Annotated in this window: 14 protein-coding genes, 2 tRNA genes and 1 pseudogene; 9 read left to right on the plus strand and 8 right to left on the minus strand. The window is 41.2% G+C overall.

From position 1 onward, the window contains the following. Positions 1-168: 168 nt before the first annotated feature. From lon to efpL, 6 genes are all read left to right on the plus strand, one after another. A complete protein-coding gene (gene lon, locus ACMAZF_RS07930) occupies positions 169-2,520 on the plus strand; it encodes an endopeptidase La (protein ID WP_435276846.1) in 2,352 nt (783 codons plus the stop codon). Between the two features lie 262 nt (positions 2,521-2,782). After that, the gene (gene hupB / locus ACMAZF_RS07935; RefSeq protein ID WP_435277205.1) at positions 2,783-3,073 is read left to right on the plus strand and encodes a nucleoid-associated protein HU-beta; all 291 of its coding nucleotides are present in this window, start codon (positions 2,783-2,785) and stop codon (positions 3,071-3,073) included. A gap of 45 nt (positions 3,074-3,118) precedes the next feature. Next, a tRNA-Asp gene (locus ACMAZF_RS07940) sits at positions 3,119-3,195 on the plus strand. 222 nt (positions 3,196-3,417) lie between these two features. Continuing rightward, positions 3,418-5,277, plus strand: a complete 1,860-nt coding sequence (locus tag ACMAZF_RS07945; RefSeq protein ID WP_435276847.1) for a SurA N-terminal domain-containing protein — start codon at positions 3,418-3,420, stop codon at positions 5,275-5,277. A gap of 136 nt (positions 5,278-5,413) precedes the next feature. After that, the gene (locus ACMAZF_RS07950; protein WP_435276848.1) at positions 5,414-6,754 is read left to right on the plus strand and encodes a sodium-dependent transporter; all 1,341 of its coding nucleotides are present in this window, start codon (positions 5,414-5,416) and stop codon (positions 6,752-6,754) included. A 12-nt stretch (positions 6,755-6,766) separates the two neighbouring features. Further along, positions 6,767-7,339 carry an elongation factor P-like protein EfpL gene (efpL, locus tag ACMAZF_RS07955; protein ID WP_435276849.1) on the plus strand — a complete coding sequence of 191 codons (573 nt, stop codon included), beginning with the start codon at positions 6,767-6,769 and terminating at the stop codon, positions 7,337-7,339. Positions 7,340-7,416: 77 nt separating this feature from the next. Here efpL and ACMAZF_RS07960 read toward each other — a convergent pair whose 3' ends face one another. After that, positions 7,417-7,998: a YjaG family protein gene (locus ACMAZF_RS07960; protein WP_435276850.1), complete on the minus strand. Its 582-nt coding sequence runs from the start codon at positions 7,996-7,998 to the stop codon at positions 7,417-7,419. Continuing rightward, entirely contained in the window at positions 7,991-10,783 is a 2,793-nt protein-coding gene (gene barA, locus ACMAZF_RS07965; protein WP_435276851.1) for a two-component sensor histidine kinase BarA, read from the minus strand. Before barA ends, ACMAZF_RS07960 begins: the two co-directional genes overlap by 8 nt. A gap of 105 nt (positions 10,784-10,888) precedes the next feature. On the opposite strand from barA, the gene rlmD reads away from it, so the two are divergent. The 3 genes from rlmD (at position 10,889) to ACMAZF_RS07980 (ending at position 14,719) form a co-directional block, all read left to right on the plus strand. Beyond that, positions 10,889-12,262: a 23S rRNA (uracil(1939)-C(5))-methyltransferase RlmD gene (gene rlmD / locus ACMAZF_RS07970; protein WP_435276852.1), complete on the plus strand. Its 1,374-nt coding sequence runs from the start codon at positions 10,889-10,891 to the stop codon at positions 12,260-12,262. Positions 12,263-12,346: 84 nt separating this feature from the next. Next, positions 12,347-14,527 (plus strand): GTP diphosphokinase, encoded by a 2,181-nt coding sequence (relA, locus tag ACMAZF_RS07975; RefSeq protein ID WP_435276853.1) that lies wholly within the window; start codon positions 12,347-12,349, stop codon positions 14,525-14,527. Between the two features lie 102 nt (positions 14,528-14,629). After that, positions 14,630-14,719 (plus strand) — tRNA-Ser (locus ACMAZF_RS07980). Between the two features lie 89 nt (positions 14,720-14,808). On the opposite strand, the pseudogene ACMAZF_RS07985 reads toward ACMAZF_RS07980, so the two are convergent. From ACMAZF_RS07985 to ACMAZF_RS08010, 6 genes and pseudogenes are all read right to left on the minus strand, one after another. Further along, positions 14,809-15,042, minus strand: a pseudogene (locus tag ACMAZF_RS07985) (transposase); the annotation flags it as partial. Positions 15,043-15,134: 92 nt separating this feature from the next. Further along, positions 15,135-15,347 (minus strand): helix-turn-helix domain-containing protein, encoded by a 213-nt coding sequence (locus ACMAZF_RS07990; RefSeq protein WP_435277206.1) that lies wholly within the window; start codon positions 15,345-15,347, stop codon positions 15,135-15,137. Between the two features lie 12 nt (positions 15,348-15,359). After that, positions 15,360-15,656 carry a helix-turn-helix domain-containing protein gene (locus tag ACMAZF_RS07995; protein ID WP_435276854.1) on the minus strand — a complete coding sequence of 99 codons (297 nt, stop codon included), beginning with the start codon at positions 15,654-15,656 and terminating at the stop codon, positions 15,360-15,362. Positions 15,657-15,776: 120 nt separating this feature from the next. Beyond that, the gene (locus tag ACMAZF_RS08000) at positions 15,777-16,262 is read right to left on the minus strand and encodes a TonB-dependent receptor domain-containing protein (protein ID WP_435276855.1); all 486 of its coding nucleotides are present in this window, start codon (positions 16,260-16,262) and stop codon (positions 15,777-15,779) included. Continuing rightward, positions 16,216-18,168, minus strand: a complete 1,953-nt coding sequence (locus ACMAZF_RS08005) for a TonB-dependent receptor domain-containing protein (RefSeq protein ID WP_435276856.1) — start codon at positions 18,166-18,168, stop codon at positions 16,216-16,218. The genes ACMAZF_RS08000 and ACMAZF_RS08005 overlap by 47 nt, the downstream gene beginning before the upstream one ends. A gap of 145 nt (positions 18,169-18,313) precedes the next feature. After that, entirely contained in the window at positions 18,314-19,819 is a 1,506-nt protein-coding gene (locus ACMAZF_RS08010) for a DUF2271 domain-containing protein (protein ID WP_435276857.1), read from the minus strand. Between the last annotated feature and the right edge of the window lie 21 nt (positions 19,820-19,840).

The raw sequence follows: 19,840 nt of genomic DNA on the forward strand, positions 1-19,840 counted from the left end.
TGAATCTTAACTAAAGATTGCATAAGATTCGATAACCTGTAATTTTAAAGAAAAGTTTACCTCGACAAAAAACTCGACAAATAATTTGCCCAAGCCATTGAAATGATATGTGCTTATCCCAATATCATTTTAGTAGTAACCTTGGATCACAGTTAAGAGAGACAAAGCATGCCATTAGAGCGCTCAGACCGCATTGATATTCCAGTATTACCTTTACGAGACGTTGTCGTCTATCCCCATATGGTGATCCCATTATTTGTAGGACGTGAAAAGTCTATTCGTTGCCTAGAAGCAGCCATGGAGCAAGACAAATTAATCCTACTTGTTGCCCAAAAAGATTCGAGTGTTGATAATCCTGGCCGTGACGACATTTATGATGTTGGTACCGTTGCAACGATTTTACAGCTATTAAAATTACCCGACGGTACAGTGAAAGTGCTTGTGGAAGGTAATCAGCGAGCCAAAATTAATCGCTTAGAAACCAAAGACGAATTGTTTAGTGCAGACGCACAATATGTAGTGACTGAGCAAGTCGAAGAGCTTGAGCAAGAAGTGCTCATTCGCACGGCTGTCTCTGAATTTGATTCTTACATTAAGCTCAATAAAAAGATCCCACCTGAAGTACTTACGTCGCTATCTGGTATTGATGACGCTGCGCGCCTTGCTGACACGATGGCGGCGCACATGACACTAAATCTTGAAGATAAGCAACAAGTTATCGAAATTGAAAGTGTTAATGATCGTCTAGAGTTTTTATTAACCATGATGGAATCTGAAATAGATTTACTCCATATGGAAAAGAAAATTCGCGGCCGTGTCAAAAAGCAGATGGAAAAGTCACAACGTGAGTATTATTTGAATGAGCAAATGAAAGCCATTCAAAAAGAAATCGGTGAACTTGATGATACGCCAGATGAGATGGAAGAGCTGGCGCAGAAAATTAAAGACGCTGGTATGACAGCTGAAGGTCAGAAAAAGGCTGAATCTGAATTACAGAAACTTAAAATGATGTCTGCGATGTCTGCTGAAGCAACGGTTGTTCGTAGCTACATTGATTGGATGGTAAACGTTCCTTGGAAGAAACGCAGCAAGGTTAAAAAAGACCTGTCAAAAGCTGAGGTTGTTCTTAATAGTGATCATTATGGTTTAGAACGTGTAAAAGAGCGCATCTTAGAATATTTAGCGGTGCAATCTCGTGTACGCCAGCTTAAAGGACCAATTTTATGTTTAGTTGGACCGCCGGGGGTTGGTAAAACGTCATTGGGTCAATCAATTGCTAAAGCGACTGGCCGTAAGTATGTACGAATGGCACTTGGTGGTGTTCGTGATGAAGCGGAAATCCGTGGCCATCGTCGTACTTATATAGGCTCTATGCCGGGTAAGCTGATCCAAAAGATGGCGAAGGTTGAAGTGAAGAACCCATTATTTTTACTCGATGAAATCGATAAAATGAGTTCTGATATGCGAGGCGATCCAGCTTCTGCATTGCTAGAAGTGCTAGATCCAGAACAAAACAATAGCTTTAACGACCATTATTTAGAAGTCGATTATGATTTATCAGACGTTATGTTTGTGGCAACGTCAAATTCGATGGATATTCCAGGCCCATTGCTTGACCGTATGGAAGTGATAAACCTTTCGGGTTACACCGAAGATGAAAAACTTAATATTGCAAAACAGCATTTATTAGAGAAACAAATTAAACGCAACGGTCTTAAACTGAGTGAAATTGAAATTGAAGATAGCGCACTTATGGGCATTATTCGCTATTACACACGCGAAGCAGGTGTCCGTAGCCTAGAGCGCGAAATTTCGAAACTATGTCGCAAAGCAGTGAAAAAGATTCTGTTAAAAGAAGTGACCGGTAAAGTTATTGTGACCAATGACAATCTCAATGATTTCTTAGGTGTTCAGCGTTATGATTTTGGTAAATCAGCGGAGAACAATCAAATAGGTCAGGTGACAGGTCTAGCGTGGACTCAAGTCGGCGGTGATTTACTAACGATTGAAACAGCATCAGTGATAGGTAAAGGTAAGCTCAATTACACCGGTTCACTTGGCGATGTTATGCAAGAGTCGATTCAAGCAGCAATGACGGTTGTTCGCGCCCGTGCTGACAAGCTAGGTATCAATAGCGATTTCCATGAGAAACGTGATATTCACGTGCATGTCCCTGAAGGCGCAACGCCTAAAGATGGTCCAAGTGCTGGTATCGCAATGTGCACGGCGTTAGTGTCAAGTTTGACTGGTAATCCTGTTCGTGGCGATGTCGCGATGACTGGTGAAATTACCTTACGTGGTGAAGTATTGCCAATTGGTGGTTTAAAAGAGAAGTTATTAGCCGCACATCGTGGTGGAATTAAGCGCGTGCTGATCCCGCATGGTAACAAAAAGGACCTAGCAGACATCCCTGATAACGTGATTGGTGACTTAGAAATCCATCCTGTGAAATGGGTAGATGATGTGCTAACGCTTGCGCTAGAGCAGGATCCACAAGGTTTTTGCGCAAAATCTGCGTAAATATTGATTAATCCGTAGAAAACGATGAAAAAAAGTCGTTTTTTTTTAAAAAAAGGGCTTTTAAATCTTAAAAACTGTGATAGCCTAACTAACGTTGAATTGCTATGAGGCAGTTGGGGCGCAAGCTAGCGCTAATGTTGTCACAGAGATTTAATATGTATAACTTATTTTTAACTAAGTTATATTTTGAGGGTGTAATGAAGTAGTTTCATTAGCCATAATAAAAAAACGCAGCTCAGGAAGTTAAGCTGTAGTTAAAAGAATAAATAAAGGGTATGACATGAATAAGTCTCAACTAATCGATAAAATTGCAGAAAGCGCTGACATCTCAAAAGCAAATGCAGGTCGCGCATTAGACGCTTTCATTGGTACTGTTACTGATGCACTTAAAGAAGGTGATAAAGTTTCACTTGTTGGTTTCGGTACTTTCGAAGTTCGTCAACGTTCAGCACGTACTGGCCGCAACCCACAAACTGGTGCAGAGATAAAAATCGCTGCAGCAAACGTTCCAGCATTCAAAGCTGGTAAAGCATTAAAAGATTCTGTTAACTAAGAACTGCTTTTGCTTTTATCGCTAACATCTTGTTAGCGATTATTAGGAGTGGTAGTTCAGTTGGTTAGAATACCGGCCTGTCACGCCGGGGGTCGCGGGTTCGAGTCCCGTCCACTCCGCCAAAATTTATAGAAAAACGCATCAATTGATGCGTTTTTTTTTGCCTAAAATTTAGATCAAATCCTAGGTTTTAGAAGAGGGCTTTTTAAGCGCTTAAAAAAACAACGAAAACCGCTCGCTTATTGGCTTAGCTGTGTAGATTGCCCTGTGCTTTGCTGATATGATATCGACAATTTTTATAAAACTAATAATAAAATAATAGTTAAATTATTTAAGAGGCTCTGATGTTAGAAAGAATTCGTGAAGGATCGCAAGGTGTTGTCGCCAAAGCCATCTTAGTGCTAGTGATCTTAACTTTTGCCTTAGCAGGTATCGGTAGTTATTTAGGTGGTAACACAGAAGTAGCCAGCGTTATCGTCAATGGTGAAACGATTAGCAAAGCACAAGTTGAAAATGAGTTTGCCAAAGAACGTGCTAACTTAGAACGTCAATACGGTGAAATGTTTAAGATGATCGCTAATAACCCAACGTATATGGATAGTGTACGTAAAGGTGTTGAAGAGCGTTTAATTGCGCAAGCATTGATTAGTCAAACGGCTGCTGCGATGGATTTACGCGTTGGCGATGATGAGATTAAAAAGAATATCCGTGACATGAGAGAATTTCATGTCGATGGCCAATTCAACAATGACCGTTACCTAAGCTTAATTCGTAGTTCTGGTTATCGCGTAGAACAGTTTCGCGAACTATTACGCGTTGATTTAACACGTCAACAACTGATGGGCGCAGTGATTGGTTCTGATTTTGTATTGAAAAACGAAGCTGAGAAAATTGCTCAACTGGAAAATCAATTACGTGATATTCGTTACATCGATATTAAAGCGGCTGACTTTCTTAACGACGTTGCTGTATCTGACGACGAAGTGACGGATTACTATGATGTAAACAGCGGTCAGTTTACCACTCAAGAGCAATTGAGCTTGGAATACGTTGAGTTAAAGGTTGCTGATTTATTATCGAAAGTATCTGTTGAAGAAAGCAAAGTTCGTGAGCAATACGAATCAAGTTTAAGTCAATATCAATCACCTGAACGTCGCCGAGTGTCTCACATCTCTTTTGAGTTAGGTGATGATGAAGCGGCTGCTCAAGCAAAAGCGCAAGCGGCATTAGTTCGCGTTAAAGCGGGTGAAGACTTTGCTACGCTAGCAAAAGAGCTATCTGAAGATACATTAAGTGGTGAAGAAGGCGGTGATCTTGATTGGATGACCCTAGATGACGAAGACGTGTTCACTAAAGCGGTATTTGCCCTTGAGAACGGTGCAACATCTGAGATCGTAACCACTGAATCAGATCTTCATGTTATTAAAATCACCGACTTAGAGCCTGCTGCAACAAAAACATTTGAAGAAGTTGCTGCTGAAATTAAAGAAGAGTTGTTGTTTGAAGCGGCAAAAGAGTATTTTTACAAATTGCAACAACAACTCACTGACACGAGCTTTGCTGTTCCTGAGAATTTAACTGAAGCGGCTGCTGAAATTGAATCAGACGTTAAAGTGACTGCATTGTTCACGCGTAATAGTGTGCCATTGGCAGTTAACTTTCCTGGCGTTATCGATGCAGCGTTCTCTGAGCAAGTGCTTGGCGAAAATGTTAACTCTGATGTTATCGAGATTAGCCCTGAACATCATATGGTAGTGCGTAAAAAAGAGCACATTCCATCAGAAGTTAAGCCAATGAGTGATGTTAAAGCGCAAATTGTGAGTATCTTAAAACAGCAAAAAGCAAGTGAGTTGGCTAAAGAGAAAGCGCAGCAATACCTTGTAAGCTGGCAAGCAGGCGAGTCAATTGACGGTGTAACTGTTGTTGAAAAGTCTGATGTTGCACGTACTACACGTGATATCGATACAGCGATTGTAACGGCGGCGTTTAAGATGGCTAAAGGTGAAAGCAATGCTGCAGAGCTTGTGAGTACGTCACAAGGTCAAGCCGTTGTTGATCTAGTAGCGGTTAAAGAGGCGAGCGACGTTGCAGCTGATTTAGACAGCGTCATTCAACGTCTAAACGGCACGCAAAGTGGTCAAGCATACAAAGCGTTTATTGATTCACTAAAAGAAAAAAGCGATATTCAATACCCTACATCTTAATGTTAGGTTAGTTAGTTAAAAAGGCGGCACTAGCCGCCTTTTTAATTTCAACAAACACATTACTAATACGATTGACGATAACCTCAGTCCTATTAGCCATGTGACTGCCAATAATAAAAATAACGAGGGGAAGCCATTGGAACGTGGTCAATTTAGCTCTAAAGCTGGTTTTATCATGGCAGCTGCTGGCGCGGCTGTTGGGCTAGGCAATGTATGGGGGTTTCCAACGCAAGTTGCCAGTAATGGCGGTGGTGCATTTGTATTAGTGTATTTATTGCTCGCATTTTGTCTTGCTTATCCCGCGCTAATGGCAGAGCTTATTGTAGGGCGTCATGCCCGCGCTAATGCCGTCATTGCTTTGCCAATGCTTAATGATAAACCCCTATTGAAACTGGGCGGAAAACTGGTTGGAATCGCAGGGCTCATTACGGTCGCCGTTATTTTGAGTTTCTATGCAATTATTGCCGGTTGGTTATTCGCATTTGCGATTGAACCCGTCGTGGCTCTTCTCGGGTTTTCTGAAGCGGCAAACTGGCTAACTCAGTTTTCATTAAGCAGAAATATCATCTTCACGCTGTGTTTTATGGTGCTGACTATTTTGATTATTGGCGCCGGCGTTAATCATGGTATAGAGCGTTGGTCCAAGCGCATGATGCCAGCACTGGTACTTATTCTAGTGGCATTGATTGGTTATATGTTGACACTACCAAACGCCATGGTTGGACTAACACATTACCTTAAACCCGATTTTAGTCAGATTTTTGATGGTCAGCTAATCATTAGTGCAATGGGACAGGCATTCTTCTCATTGTCATTAGGTGTTGGCTGTATGTTGATTTACGGCTCATACCTATCAAGTGATGAAAACATTGTAAAAGCGGGCGCATGGGTTACGTTATTAGATGTCGGGTTAGCGTTTGTTGCGGGCCTCTTGATTATCCCATCGATGTATATTGCGTCTTATTTTGGGGTTGAAATATTTGATGGCAGCGGGGCATTACTCAATAGTGATACGTTAATTTTCACTATTCTTCCGGCGCTATTTGAACAAATGGGCGCAGCGGGGCCATTCATTGCTTTCGCGTTTTTCGTACTAATGTCTTTGGCGGCATTAACATCGTCAATTTCATTACTTGAAGTACCGGTTGCTTATGTCGTTGAGGCACACAAAAAGCCACGCGTGATTACTAGCTGGGTGATCGGCGCATTGGTCACGATGCTTAGCTTAGCCATTGTGTTTAATTTTAGTTGGTTGTTTGGATTAGTTATTACAGTAACAACCAAATACAGTCAGCCCTTATTAGGTTTATTCTTTTGTATATATGCAGGTTGGGTATGGCATCGCAGCGGCGCACTTAATGAAATTAAAAAAGGTTATCAAGGGGCTGAACACGGGCTATTTTGGAAAATATGGCCATGGTATGTAAAGTTTGTGTGCCCACTATTTATTATTGTGATGTTTATTCACGCGCTTTAAGGAAGCAATGTAATGACAAATGCAAATGAGATCAAACGCGGTATGGCGGTTGAATTAGACGGTAAAAAACTGTTAGTTAAAGATATTTTTGTTCAAAATCCAAGTGCTCGCGGCGCAGCAACACTTTATAAAATGCGTTTTAAAGATATCGAAACCGGTGCTAAGGTTGAGCAGCGCTTTAAAGGCGATGAGAAAATCCAAGAGCTTGAATTGACTATTCGCGGTGTGAGTTTTTCTTACATTGATGGCAATGAATATGTCTTTATGGATAACGAAGATTATAGCCAGTTCAATTTTAATCGTGAAGACATTGAAGATGAACTGCTTTTTATTACTGAAGATACGCAAGGACTTCAGTTGCTAGAAGTTAACGGTAATGCCGTTGGCATCGATTTGCCACAGTGGGTGGAGTTAGTTATCAACGAAACATCGCCATCCATTAAAGGAGCATCGGCTAGTGCACGTACTAAACCTGCGCATTTTGAAACAGGATTAGTCGTACAGGTGCCAGAATACATCGCCAGCGGTGAAAAGATTAAAATTAACGTCGCCGAGAAGAAATTCGTGAGCCGCGCAGGCTCTTAATAAGTCCTCTAATGTTCTAAACTTAAATGCCGCATAATTGCGGCATTTTTAATGGTAACGCGAAAAGGGAAGACTTATTAACTTTCGATACCGATGTTACTTATGCCAAAGCCTTTAAATTCTGTGCGTAATTCTTTAAGGAAAGCAGGCGATAACTTTGGCTCTTCTTCGATTTGAGTCAGCAGATAATCTTGCAGTGTCTTTTCTTCAACCATCATTTCATGCTCAAAGGTCGCTTCGTCGCTAATATCACCTTCTATGGCGCTAATATAGCTTGCAACGGTGGAACTTGATAGTTTACTAATGTTAATTAAATCTTCATCCATCTTTTGCTCTAACGCGACTAATATGGTGTTTAATGCCATAGAACAATCAATAGCAGCAATTACACCAAAATTATCGTAGTCCGCTAACTCAGGCGTGTTCTCTAAAAGCTTATTTTGTTGAACTTCAAGGTTAAGCTTAACGGATTGCTTCGCAAGCTTTTGCCAAATGAGATCAACAATGGTTTTTAACACTTGTGGGTTACCAAATTGCACACTATCGCTAAATAGTTGGTAGTTGGGTAACATGCGTTCGCTTAACACGTTGGCAAATGTAAGTTGCTGTTCAAAGCTTAGGTTTTTAATTCGGGTAAAGAACCCTGGTTTATTACTCATTAATGGTATCGCTTTCTTTATTTAATAACGTAGTGCCAACAGTGGCGACCAATTGTAATTCGTCGAGAATCTCTAGTATTTCAGGCTCAATATCCACAAGCGCAGATTGTTGTTTTAACGCTGTTTCAATGGAGTGCGCCAATTCTTTGAGCTGCGGAACGCCAGTATAACAGCAAGCGCCGTGCAATTTATGAATAACACGTAATAATTCTTTGCTATTTTGGTTGCTCACAGCTGATTCAATGGCAGAAATAGTTGGTGGGATGCTATCGATGAGCATTTGTAGCATTTCGACCGCAAGTGTTTTTTTACCCATGGCTTGATCAAGTGATGCTTGCCACGATACGTGAGGGTTATCGCCTTCAAGTAGGGAATCGCTAGCGTCAGTTTGTAAGGCGAGGGCAATATTTTCCTTAACATGATTGGAATCTAACCAATGCTCAAGAATATTATTTACACTTTCTTCAAGCAGTGGTTTTGTTAGAAAATCATCCATGCCTTTATTGAGCCACACTTGTTTTTCTTCTTCTAGGGCATGAGCAGTCGTGGCCACAATAGGCACTAATTGGTTAATACCGTGTTTACGAATGATAGCGGTTGCTTGCACGCCATCGAGCACTGGCATTTGGATATCCATAAAAATGATATCAAACTTTTGCACACAACATGCTTCAACAGCTTCTTCGCCATTGGTTGCTAATACCAAAGACCCGACCTTGTCTTTTAACATTGTACTAATGAGCTTTAAATTCGCTTCATTGTCATCAACTAACAAGGCACGTTTTTTCGGATATTTCACTGCTTCTGGTTCAGGTTTTTGGACGACGCGCGTGCTATAGGCCTGTATCTTTTCAATGCTGTTAAATAGTCTACGGTAGCTGATTGGATTTATATGACAATAATTAACGCCTAACGCGATAATATTTTGATGCACGGTGAGATCATTGGTATCAATGAGCACAATAATGTTGTCAACATGGTTGGCACCACTAATGAGATCTTCGAGGGTAATCAGATTATCGTAAGGACCAGCATAGTGAATAATCGCGCAATCATAGTCTTCTAGACTACTTGCATGCATCCATTCTTCAAACTGGGTAAAGTTATCGATGTTTGCTTGCCAGTGATTAATCTGCTGATTAAGAATACTGGCGTGTTGAATTGATTCACAAAAGACTTGAATATTTTTATGCAGACGCGCATTAATATGAAACGCTGGATTAGCATTGCTTTCTTCAATTAAAATATTGCTAGAAAACTGAGAACCAATACCGGGCTCACTGGCACAAGTAATGTTTCCGCCCATCTCTTCAATTAATCGCTTAGTGATAATCAACCCTAAACCACTACCGCCATATTTACGGCTAATGCTTGAATCGGCTTGCGCGAATGCATTAAATAGGCGAGGTAAATGCTCACGTTGAATGCCAATACCCGTATCAATGACGTCAAAAAATAATTTGTGTTGATGATTGGCCATCTGCTTTGAATAGATATTGAGGCTAACATGTCCCTTTTTAGTAAACTTAATTGCGTTGCCAATTAAGTTAGTTAAAATTTGCTGGAATCGTTGATTATCACCAATCACATTATCTATGGTGGATGGTGAGATATTCACAAGCAAATCAAGATTTTTTTCGTGGGCTGATGTTGCCAATATATCGGTGACATCAGCAATGGTATCGCGCAAACTAAATGGCATGGCATCAAGATGTAATTTGCCTGCCTCAAGCTTTGAGAAATCAAGAATATCTTTGATAATATTGAATAGCCCTTGCGCGGATTTTTCAATAGTTTGCAGATAATCAATTTGATTGGGCATCAGCTGTGTTTTCAATAACTGCTGCGTTAAACCGATAACACCATTTAAGGGCGTTCTCAGTTCATGGGACATGTTGGCGAGGAATTCAGATTTTATTCGACTGCCTTCTTGGGCTTTTCGGTTTGCAATATCGAGCTCGACGTTCTTGATTTCAATTTGTTCCATCGTTTCCCGCAGTTCACTGGTTGCGGTGTCGATGTTGTGTTGCATTTTCTCGTGATATTCTTTGAGTGAGCCGGCAATTGCATTGATACCCCGCTTTAAAATTTCAAGTTCACCGATTAGGTTTCCTTGCAATCGCGTATCTAACTTGCCCTCTCGAATTTTTGCAACCGCTCTTACCATGTCACCAATAGGGCGAGTAACATTGTTAATGAGCCTGAAGGTAAAGAACAAATTAAGCTGCACACCTAACAATATAATGATAAAGGTGGTGAGGGCTACGCGGTGTTGTTGAATGAGCGTTTCGTGATTGTTGAGTTGCATCATAAGGTGACCGATCACCCGTTCTTGGCCTAAATCATTTGTTGTTTGCGTTATTTCTATTGAGATCGGGCTAGTAATGATAATATGCTCGCCGCTATTTTCGATGGTGAGCGTGTTAGGCATTTTTCGCGCATTAAAGTCGCTAAATTCTCCGATCATTCGGTGGTAATTACTGGTGACAAAAAGTTGATTATTTTCGTTATAAATTGCAATTGAGTTAATAAGCGGCGAATGGGAACGATGCATTCTGTCGACAAGGGTTTTAAGTGACTCGCGATTATTTTCTTTTAGGCTTTGCTCGGCTGCAATGACTAACGGTGTCATAATATTTTTGCCTTGTTCTTCTAGCGTTGTTTCTAATTCGCTAAAAAGACTAAGGGTATAAAAGCCGCCTAACATTAAACTTACCAAGATCGTTGGTGCTAGGGTGACCGTAAACACCCAAGTTCTAAGGCTATAATTGGCAGTTTGTTTCATGAAAAGAAGAGGCCTGTCAGTGCTTTGCTTTGATATTTAGTTAAGAATTTATCATAACACCGCGATTTAATTAATGTAATAACAATATTTTTATAAGTGATAGACATGGCAAATTTTTATAACGCAGCAAAAAAAATAAAAAAAATGGGAAGACAACAACAAGTTGCGATTGAATCTATTGATCAATCACTGACGGGTGTCACCCATATTGATAACAAAGTGGTCTTTGTGCCAGGCGCTTTGCCGGGCGAAGAGGTATCAATTCAAATTATTGATGAACAAAAAAAATATGCGCGTGCCAACCTCATTGATATTCAGCAAGCCAGTAAAGAAAGAATCTCGCCTATTTGTGCCCATTTTAGTGAATGTGGCGGTTGCCAAACTCAGCATCTATCAAGTGACAATCAACTGCATTTTAAAGAGCAAGGGCTTAAACAACGCTTTGCAAAGATTAGTCAGGAAACGCATTGGCAACAAGCAGTGGCGTCAAAACCTTGGCATTATCGCCGCCGTGCTCGCTTGAGTGTGAATGTTGAAAAGAATAAAACACTGCGCGTTGGTTTTAGGCAGCAGGGAAGTAGTGATATTGTCAATATTTCCCGTTGTGATGTACTAACTAAGCCGTTTAACGATATCTTTTCTCCACTATCTGCGCTTATTGATGCGTTAGACGGTCGTGAAGAGATTGGCCATGTTGAGGTTATTGCGACGCCATCTCATGACATTGCGTTGTTTAGAATAACAAAACGCTTGAGCACCAGTGATATTGAAGCATTGAGGTTATTTGCGCAGCAGCGAGCATTGACGGTGTTACTGGAAAGTAATAGCGGTGCAATTCATCCTTTGCCTGATGCTCAACTACCGACCTTAACTTACCCGCTTGCAAAGCTCGACATTGGATTTACGCCCGGTAACTTTATTCAAGTTAATAGTGCTGTGAATGAGAAGATGGTAGCGATTGCAGCGCAATGGCTCGACGTAAAACCTACTGATAAAGTACTCGATTTGTTTTGTGGTGTCGGCAACTTTAGCCTATCACTGGCCAGCTATGCACAATTAGTCATTGGTGTTGAAGGTGTTAAGGCAATGGCAGAGCAGGCGACTGAAAATGCTCGCAACGCCGGGATAGACAATGCATCTTTTTATCATTGTAACTTATCGCAACCGCTTATTGACCAACAATGGTTTAGTAATAAATTGCGTAAAAAGGTTGATAAAATTCTCCTTGATCCTGCTCGCGATGGTGCGCTAGATATTTGTCGTCAGCTCAGTCAATTGCAGCCAAGCAAAATTGTTTACGTATCTTGTGATGCCGCTTCGCTTGAACGTGACGCCAATGAAATTATTAAACAAGGTTATGAATTGTCGAAGATTTGTGCAATGGATATGTTCCCTCAAACAACGCACGTAGAATCAATGGCATTATTCGTAAAATCAACGGCTAAGCCTAAACGCGTGAAAAAAGGTTTATTGCGCTAAGCGAGCAGTTTTACTTGGCGAATGGGTAATACCTTGTTAGCATCATTAGCCTATTTTTACCATTAAGTAGAACAAGGGTTTGTTATGGTGGCGGTAAGAGAGGGGCACCTCGCAGGTGAGTTTGATTTAGAACTGTGGGTGACTAAATTTGGCCTTGAAAAACAGCAAGTAAAACACTTCAAAGCGCTATATAAAACGATGGATACGTTGGCGCTTGAGCAAGATAATCCAGCCTTAATTATTAAGGCTCGTGAGATGGCTGAGATCCTGCAAAATATGCATATGGATCTCGACACGCTTAAAGCGGCATTGGTCTATCCTTGGTGTGAACTTGATTTACTCGATGATGAGAAAATTGCTGAATTAACATCGTCCAAAGTCGTTACCTTACTCAATAATGTGTCTGAAATGGCGGCCATTAAAACACTGCATGGTCAAGGTCGTCAGTTGTCAACGAATCAAGTTGATAATTTAAGACGCATGCTCATGGCGATGGTAGCTGATGTACGTGCGGTGGTGATCAAACTCGCCGAACGTGTCGCTTACTTACGTGAAATTAAAAACGAAGATGAAGAGACTCGTGTACTTGCTGCCCGCGAGATTACTGATATTTATGCCCCTCTTGCTAATCGTTTAGGCATAGGTCAGTTGAAGTGGGAATTAGAAGATATCTCATTTCGTTACTTGCATCCAACGACCTACAAAAAAATTGCCAAGTTGCTTGACGAAAAGCGCTTAGAGCGTGAAAGCTATATTGATGACTTTGTTGGCAAATTAGGTGATGGCCTCGACAAAGAAGGTGTAAACACCAAAGTCTACGGTCGCCCAAAACATATTTATTCAATCTGGAAAAAGATGGATCAAAAAAGTTTGTCTTTTGACAAACTCTTTGATGTACGAGCCATTCGTGTTGTCGTGGATAAACTGCAAGATTGTTATGCCGCATTAGGGATTTTACATTCCCTTTGGCACCATGTGCCGAGTGAGTTTTCAGATTACGTTGCAAACCCTAAACCCAATGGTTATCAGTCTATACATTCTATTGTGTTAGGGCCGCAAGGGCGTACGATTGAAGTACAGATCCGAACTGAACAAATGCATCAAGACGCCGAGATGGGTGTTGCTGCACATTGGCGTTATAAAGAGGGTATTGGTGGTACTAAAGACAGTAGCTTTGAAGGAAAGATTGAATGGCTACGTAAAATTCTTGCTTGGCAAGATGATGTTAAAGACAGCGGCAGTTTAGCAGACGATATTCGAGAGCAAGTCTTTGATGATCGTATTTATGTTTATACCCCCAATGGCGATGTTGTTGATATGCCAAATGGGTGTACACCGTTAGATTTCGCCTATTATATCCATTCTCAAGTTGGGCATCGCTGTATTGGGGCTAAGGTGAATGGACGCATTGTTCCCTTTACTACTAAATTAGAAACTGGCCAACAAGTCGAAGTACTAACGGCTAAAGAACCTAATCCTAAACGCGATTGGTTAAATTCACGTTTGGGCTATGTGTTTTCATCGCGTTCTCGGTCTAAAATTCAGCATTTCTTCAAACAACAGGATCGCGACAAAAATGCCTTTGCAGGTCGTGAAATTTTAGAAGAAGAGTTAGCGCGTTTAGATCTTAAGTTATCTGATGCTCAAGTCGCGGTGCGTAAATACAACTTCAATACGTTAGACGATCTCATCGTTGCTGTTGGCTGTGGTGATGTGCGTATTAATTCTTTAGTTAATTTCTTACAGCTTCACTTTAAGAAAGGGGTGGTTGAACCTGTTGCTAATGTCAAAACACAGGCATTATCATCGAATAAAAAGAAAAGTGAGGTGGTTGTAGAAGGGGTTGGTAATTTATTAACTCACATGGCGAAGTGTTGCCAGCCGATTCCCGGTGATGAAATTGATGGCTTTATTTCGCAAGGTAAAGGTGTGTCAATTCACCGAAAAGATTGTGAACAGCTAAAGGAACTGCTGTCTCGTCACCCTGAACGTAATGTTGAAGTTCATTGGGGAAATGATTCAAGCAGTGGTTATGCCCTTGAGTTAATGGTGTTTGCCAACGATAGAACGGGATTAGTACGAGATATTACCGCCATTATTGCCAATGATAAGGTCAATATGTTGGGCATGAATACTAAAACGGTAGAAGCAACTCAAACGGCGCAGATTGGTTTAACTGTTGAAGTGGCTGATCAAGAAGTTCTTACTCGGCTATTGAGTAAGTTAAATAATGTTGATGGCGTTTACGACGTTAAACGTCGCTAATTAATTGTTCACAATGAGTATTTGTTAGACAGTCGACACTTTATTTTAAATTTAGACTTTACAAGCTGGCTAAAGCTCACTAATATGCGCTTCACCAGCTGCGGAGAGATGGCAGAGTGGTCGAATGCACCGGTCTTGAAAACCGGCAACGGTTTATCCCGTTCTAGGGTTCAAATCCCTATCTCTCCGCCACTTATTATAGAAATGCCCGTTGAGTCGAAAGACTTAACGGGCATTTTGCTTTTTAAAGTTAAAGTTAAAGTTTATACCAATTGCATTAATTAAGTTCCCACCTTGATCCAGTCTCTAGAGCATAATTTGAACACTCTAGAGGCATCAGATATAAAGCTATTCCAAGCTCTACTACATTCATCAACAATATCGTCATAGCCCTTGAAACATCTATTGGCGAGTTCATTTTGGCGTAGCCATTGCCAAACTTGCTCTATTGGATTCAACTCTGGTGAGTAGGGAGGCAACTTTATGATGGATAGATTATCGAACTTATCCGTTAAATGATACCAATTGCATTAAGTAAGTGATCTTGTTGTGCGTAGAGAAGATCAGCTAAAACAAGGCGCTCTCAATCCTAATACCTGGCTATTGCTCAATCAAGCGCCTTGCCTTCATTTGTTTTTCCTTCGCAAAACAAGATCACAAACTTAATCAAATTGGTATAAGGCTCACATTCCACGGGATCGTGAGGATCGTTTCCATTTCGAATTTTTTTAAAAGTCTCTTGTACTTCATCTGATTGCTTTGGGTGCCTAGAACGGCTAGTGATCCATGAAAAGCCAAGTTGGTGTAATAACCTATAGATATTAAAAACTGTCTACTCGACTTTGAATTGTTGAGCAATATAAGTGACAAGCGTTTGCGCTTTAAGTCTTCCGCCATTCTTTTTAATACTGCTATTGCGAATGTATTGGCTTAGCTGAGTAAGCTGTTGTTGATTTAAGCTACAAGGTCGACCAGGGCGAACTTTCTCTTTTAAACTAACAAGCCCATGCTCATAAAATTTTTTTACCCAGTCATTAACGATACGACGACTAATGTTTAAGTTTCTTGCAGTTTGTGCGTTGTTAGTGGCTTCTTTTACCTGAGAAAGAGCCATTAGACGAACACGCATTCGTCCATTGGTTTCTTTTGCAATAAGGGATTTAAAGTCGATGTGATCAAAGGGACTGACGATTAATCGTCAGTCCCTTTTTAATATCAGCAGGATCAATTAAGTATGTCGTGCTGTGAATTAGAATCGGTAGTTTAAGTTAACAACCACTTCACGACCTGGCTGAGAATAACGTGCAATACCTTGGCTAATTCCAGTGTCTTCATCGAGATCTACACCGCCAAAGAAACCGCCGCTACCAGCGCGAACGTGGCGCACTGAATTCCATAAGCTGTAGTTTTCATCAAACGCATTGTAGATACCGCCGCGAACCGTTAGATTATCGGTAATGTTATAGAAGGCGGTGAGATCAACCACTGTTGCACTGTCAGAGTAGAAAGTGGCTGGGTAGCTTTCATCGCGGTCTTTTTTATCGATGAAACGAGCGACAGCACTCAGGCCCCATTTTCTGTGTTGCGATAGGTAGTCTAAGCCAATAACGGCGGTGTCAGGTGAAATTGCATCAAGTTTATCGCCTTTGTTGTCACCATTGTCATATTCGCCAGTTGCATGGGAGTAACTAAAGCGTACGTTCGAGCTCTTGGCTGATATGCCATTGTCCTTCAATTTCAAAACCCGTAACGGTCGCTTCACCTGCATTGACTGGTTTTTTCCATTCATCACCCGTTACAGAACTTACCGTATAACAAGCATCGGTGCGCACTGGGGCATTACACGTTGGAATAAACCATTTAAAGCTTGCTGTTGTAAGTGGGGTCGCGAATGTATTGCTTTGAATTTCGTTGATAATTAAGTTGTCATAACTTGAATTAAACGCCGTCACCGCAATATCGAATTTTTCGCTGCTATATTGATAAGTAAATTCTAAGTTCAGACCTTTTTCTGACTCAAGGTTTTGGTTAGTAATTGACTCTAAATCTATTTCTGTTCTGCCTGATGGTTGATAGCTAACGCTGCCAGTGGTTGGATCAACTTGACGAACAACGTCGCTAAATTCGCCGGTGCCATTAGCATTAAGATAAAGTTGCTGTGTTGTCGGTGCTTTAAATCCGCTGCTAATGCTTGATGTAATACTATGATGTTCATCAAACTCATACGTTGCGCCTAACTGTGAGGTCAGCGCACTAAAATCGGCACTGGCAACAGCATTGCCGGTTGGATCAGTAAAGGTGTCATCAACTTTTGGATCGTAACTCGTTTTATCCCATCGAGCGCCAGCACTAAGGCTGAGCTGGTTTGACAGACTAATAGAATCCTGCAGGTACAATGTCGTCGTGGTTGATTTAGTTTTAGGGATCCAAGAAGGGTCAATAATAGGATAACCGTCGCGTAAACCACTGTCTTTAGAGACATCATTGTAACGTATGTCTTGTAAGCTGTTTTTTACGTCAGATGTGATTCGAGCTAACCCGTAAACGACATTGTGCGTGGTGCTGCCATTGGCAATGACTTTTGAGAAATCGGCGCTAATGTTCGTCATGTCTTGTTGGTAATTACGATCTTCAACACGTAAATAGGTGGCGCCACGGCTCGTGTAATCGAATGAAGTAACGCCGCTGGTGAATACTTTTTGGCTATTTAATTTAACGTCCAGTTCATCAAATGCAGCGTTATTGGCCTGCCAATTAAACGTAACACCGAGTCGCTCGCGCGTTGAGTCATCATCAAATCGAAAACCGCTGTAGGTTGTTGACTCACGTGATAGCGACTGTCCTTGGCTGTTTTTATCATAATCTTCAAAGACCAAACCAATGTTCATCGCTTGGTTTAATCGATAGTTTAATTTCAATAATACGTTCGTTTGTGACTTATCAAGGGGATCAGAAATACCACGTGCATTACCTAATGTATCTAGGCCATCAGAGTGTGCTTTTGTTTCATTGCCTTCGCGGGATGTTAAAATTGCTAGCGCTTCAAAATCACCAAATCGTTTTGCTAGACTAACGCTGACGAGTTGTTCATCACTGCGACCATCAAAGCCAAGTTTTACATTGCCATTGAACGCGTCAGCGTCATTTGATAAAAAGTCTTTAGCATCTTTAGTTACGTACATTACTGCGCCGCCTAAAGCACCACTTCCTGCCGTAACAGAATTCGCTCCTTTTACGATAGTAACCGTTTTCATACTTTCAGGATCAACACCATTACGTGTGGAACTAAACATACCATAACGACTAAAGCTTGGTGGGTTTAAGCTTTCACCTTGCGATAAACCATCGACAGTGATGGCGACGGCGTCACCTTCCATACCGCGAATATTAAAACCATTTGCACCAAAGCGGTTTCCCGTATTTGCAACATCTACACCCGCCATATAGCGCGCCGCATCATAAATGTCACCTTGCATTTCTCTATCGATATCTGCGCTTGTAATCGTTTTCTTCTTGGTTGACACGGTTTTTGACTTATCATCTTTAACGGTGGTTTTTTGTAATTCATTGTTGGCGAATGCAGGTTGAGCAATCAATAAACTGACGGCAGCCGCGAGTAGCGTAGGTGTAGTTTTGAACATAGTATAATACCCTTAATGTTAAATATAGCACGAATGATTCGTATTTCGTTTCTTTATTGAGTGATTCCAAAAGTTAATCAGCGGGCCATGCTTTGAGGCAGGGCGCATCTGTTCTCAATTGCGTTAACGACATGGAGAACAGACCCTAGTTAATGGTGATAACCGTTTTTCCAATCTCGCCGGAGCCGTTAAGGACTATCGGCGAATTGGTTGTTAAATCGATTTTTATTCGCTTGTAATCGTGGCCGCCATGTTCACGAGATGCTTCTACATGAACTATCAATTGCTCTTGTTCAACAATACTATGATGCAGATCGAAACCGTCCCATTGCACGTTGTAATGGCCTGGGCGACGTGTTGGTTTGGCAAGTGCGTCGAGCATGCTGTCATTTTTACGACCGACATTACGCCACCAACGCTTGTTTTCTTGCGCCCAACGATTAGAGCTGCCAAGTAATAATAATTGGCGAACAAGCTGATTATTTTCATCGGTTAGCCAAATTGCCAAATAGGGACGTTCATAATCAGTATCACTAAACGATGGTATTTGATAATCAACCGTCAATCGAGTGAGCGGCCGATTTGATTCCGTTTTGACTAAGGCTTGCCAATTGTTAGACCAATATTTTTGTCCATCAGCGGTTTGAAATAGCGCTTCTAGATCTTGTTGTTCATTAACCCAATCTATGGCGCTTGCAATGTCCATATTACTTAGCATAGTTGCTGTTGCATCTGCCGTTGTTGCGTTCATTGCGTAGACACTGACACTGTGAGGAGTATCAATCGGCCATCCTTCTTTAGGCGCGAGAATATGACTAAATTGACGTCGATTTATCTTAAAGTCGCGCTCCCCAATACCACTATGCGCAATAGCGCCTTGGCTGATTGAAATAGTGGTTGCTTGTCCGTTGTCATTCATAACATTGTGTTGACTAATTGCTGTATTCCATTGTGTATTTGGTTGCTTTTCACCCCAAAAAACAATGTCACCGCCAATGTTGAGTTTGATCCCTGTTACCTTTGGAGAGTGCGTTCGAATGAATTTGATTGCATCGTCAAGAATATAACCCTTAGCAAGTGCGGATACGTCATACACAACATGCGACTGTATGGTGGCTGTTTGCTGTGTATTAAAGTCGATCGTCGGTGTCTTGATGATATCGCGCGCCAATCGTCGCATTGCAATTCGATTGGGTAGAACCTGTTTAGCGACTGCCTGTTGCCACTGTTTGTGGATTTTACCCATTCGGCAACTGAAATGCTGTTTGCTTTGAATTTCCCATTGATGACAAAGATTAAGTACTTGCACTAAATGCTCTGACATACCATTGAGTTGCTTAAGTCGATTAAGCTGACTAAGTTCACTATCTTTACGCCATGTAGATAACGTGTCTTCTAAATCGTTTATATGGCTAAGTAGTGAGCTAATCGTTGCGTGAGATTGTGTTTGGTCAATGCCATACAGCGTAATATCAAAGGATGTTCCTAACACGCCATTCGCCTGGGCACTGGTTTTAGTTGCAAAGGTTTGGTGACTTAGAAATAAGGCACCTAATAAAATAAATACTCGATAAAACATAACGTTGCTCGTAATATTGACAGCTTTATCCTTACTATCAATGATGAGATATTGGATTGCGATCGTCCTCATCGCAATCTTGAACTCCTAAAA

Source organism: Psychrobium sp. nBUS_13 (genome assembly GCF_051201665.1).
Classification (GTDB): Bacteria; Pseudomonadota; Gammaproteobacteria; order Enterobacterales; family Psychrobiaceae; genus Psychrobium.

Excerpts from the sequence above, each read along its gene's own strand:
- ACMAZF_RS08010 (WP_435276857.1), bottom strand. The coding sequence starts at position 19,819 with ATGAGGACGATCGCAATCCAATATCTCATCATTGATAGTAAGGATAAA.
- lon (WP_435276846.1), top strand. The coding sequence starts at position 169 with ATGCCATTAGAGCGCTCAGACCGCATTGATATTCCAGTATTACCTTTA.
- barA (WP_435276851.1), bottom strand. The coding sequence starts at position 10,783 with ATGAAACAAACTGCCAATTATAGCCTTAGAACTTGGGTGTTTACGGTC.
- ACMAZF_RS07995 (WP_435276854.1), bottom strand. The coding sequence starts at position 15,656 with ATGCGTGTTCGTCTAATGGCTCTTTCTCAGGTAAAAGAAGCCACTAAC.
- relA (WP_435276853.1), top strand. The coding sequence starts at position 12,347 with ATGGTGGCGGTAAGAGAGGGGCACCTCGCAGGTGAGTTTGATTTAGAA.
- ACMAZF_RS07945 (WP_435276847.1), top strand. The coding sequence starts at position 3,418 with ATGTTAGAAAGAATTCGTGAAGGATCGCAAGGTGTTGTCGCCAAAGCC.
- efpL (WP_435276849.1), top strand. The coding sequence starts at position 6,767 with ATGACAAATGCAAATGAGATCAAACGCGGTATGGCGGTTGAATTAGAC.
- rlmD (WP_435276852.1), top strand. The coding sequence starts at position 10,889 with ATGGCAAATTTTTATAACGCAGCAAAAAAAATAAAAAAAATGGGAAGA.
- ACMAZF_RS07960 (WP_435276850.1), bottom strand. The coding sequence starts at position 7,998 with ATGAGTAATAAACCAGGGTTCTTTACCCGAATTAAAAACCTAAGCTTT.
- ACMAZF_RS08005 (WP_435276856.1), bottom strand. The coding sequence starts at position 18,168 with ATGTTCAAAACTACACCTACGCTACTCGCGGCTGCCGTCAGTTTATTG.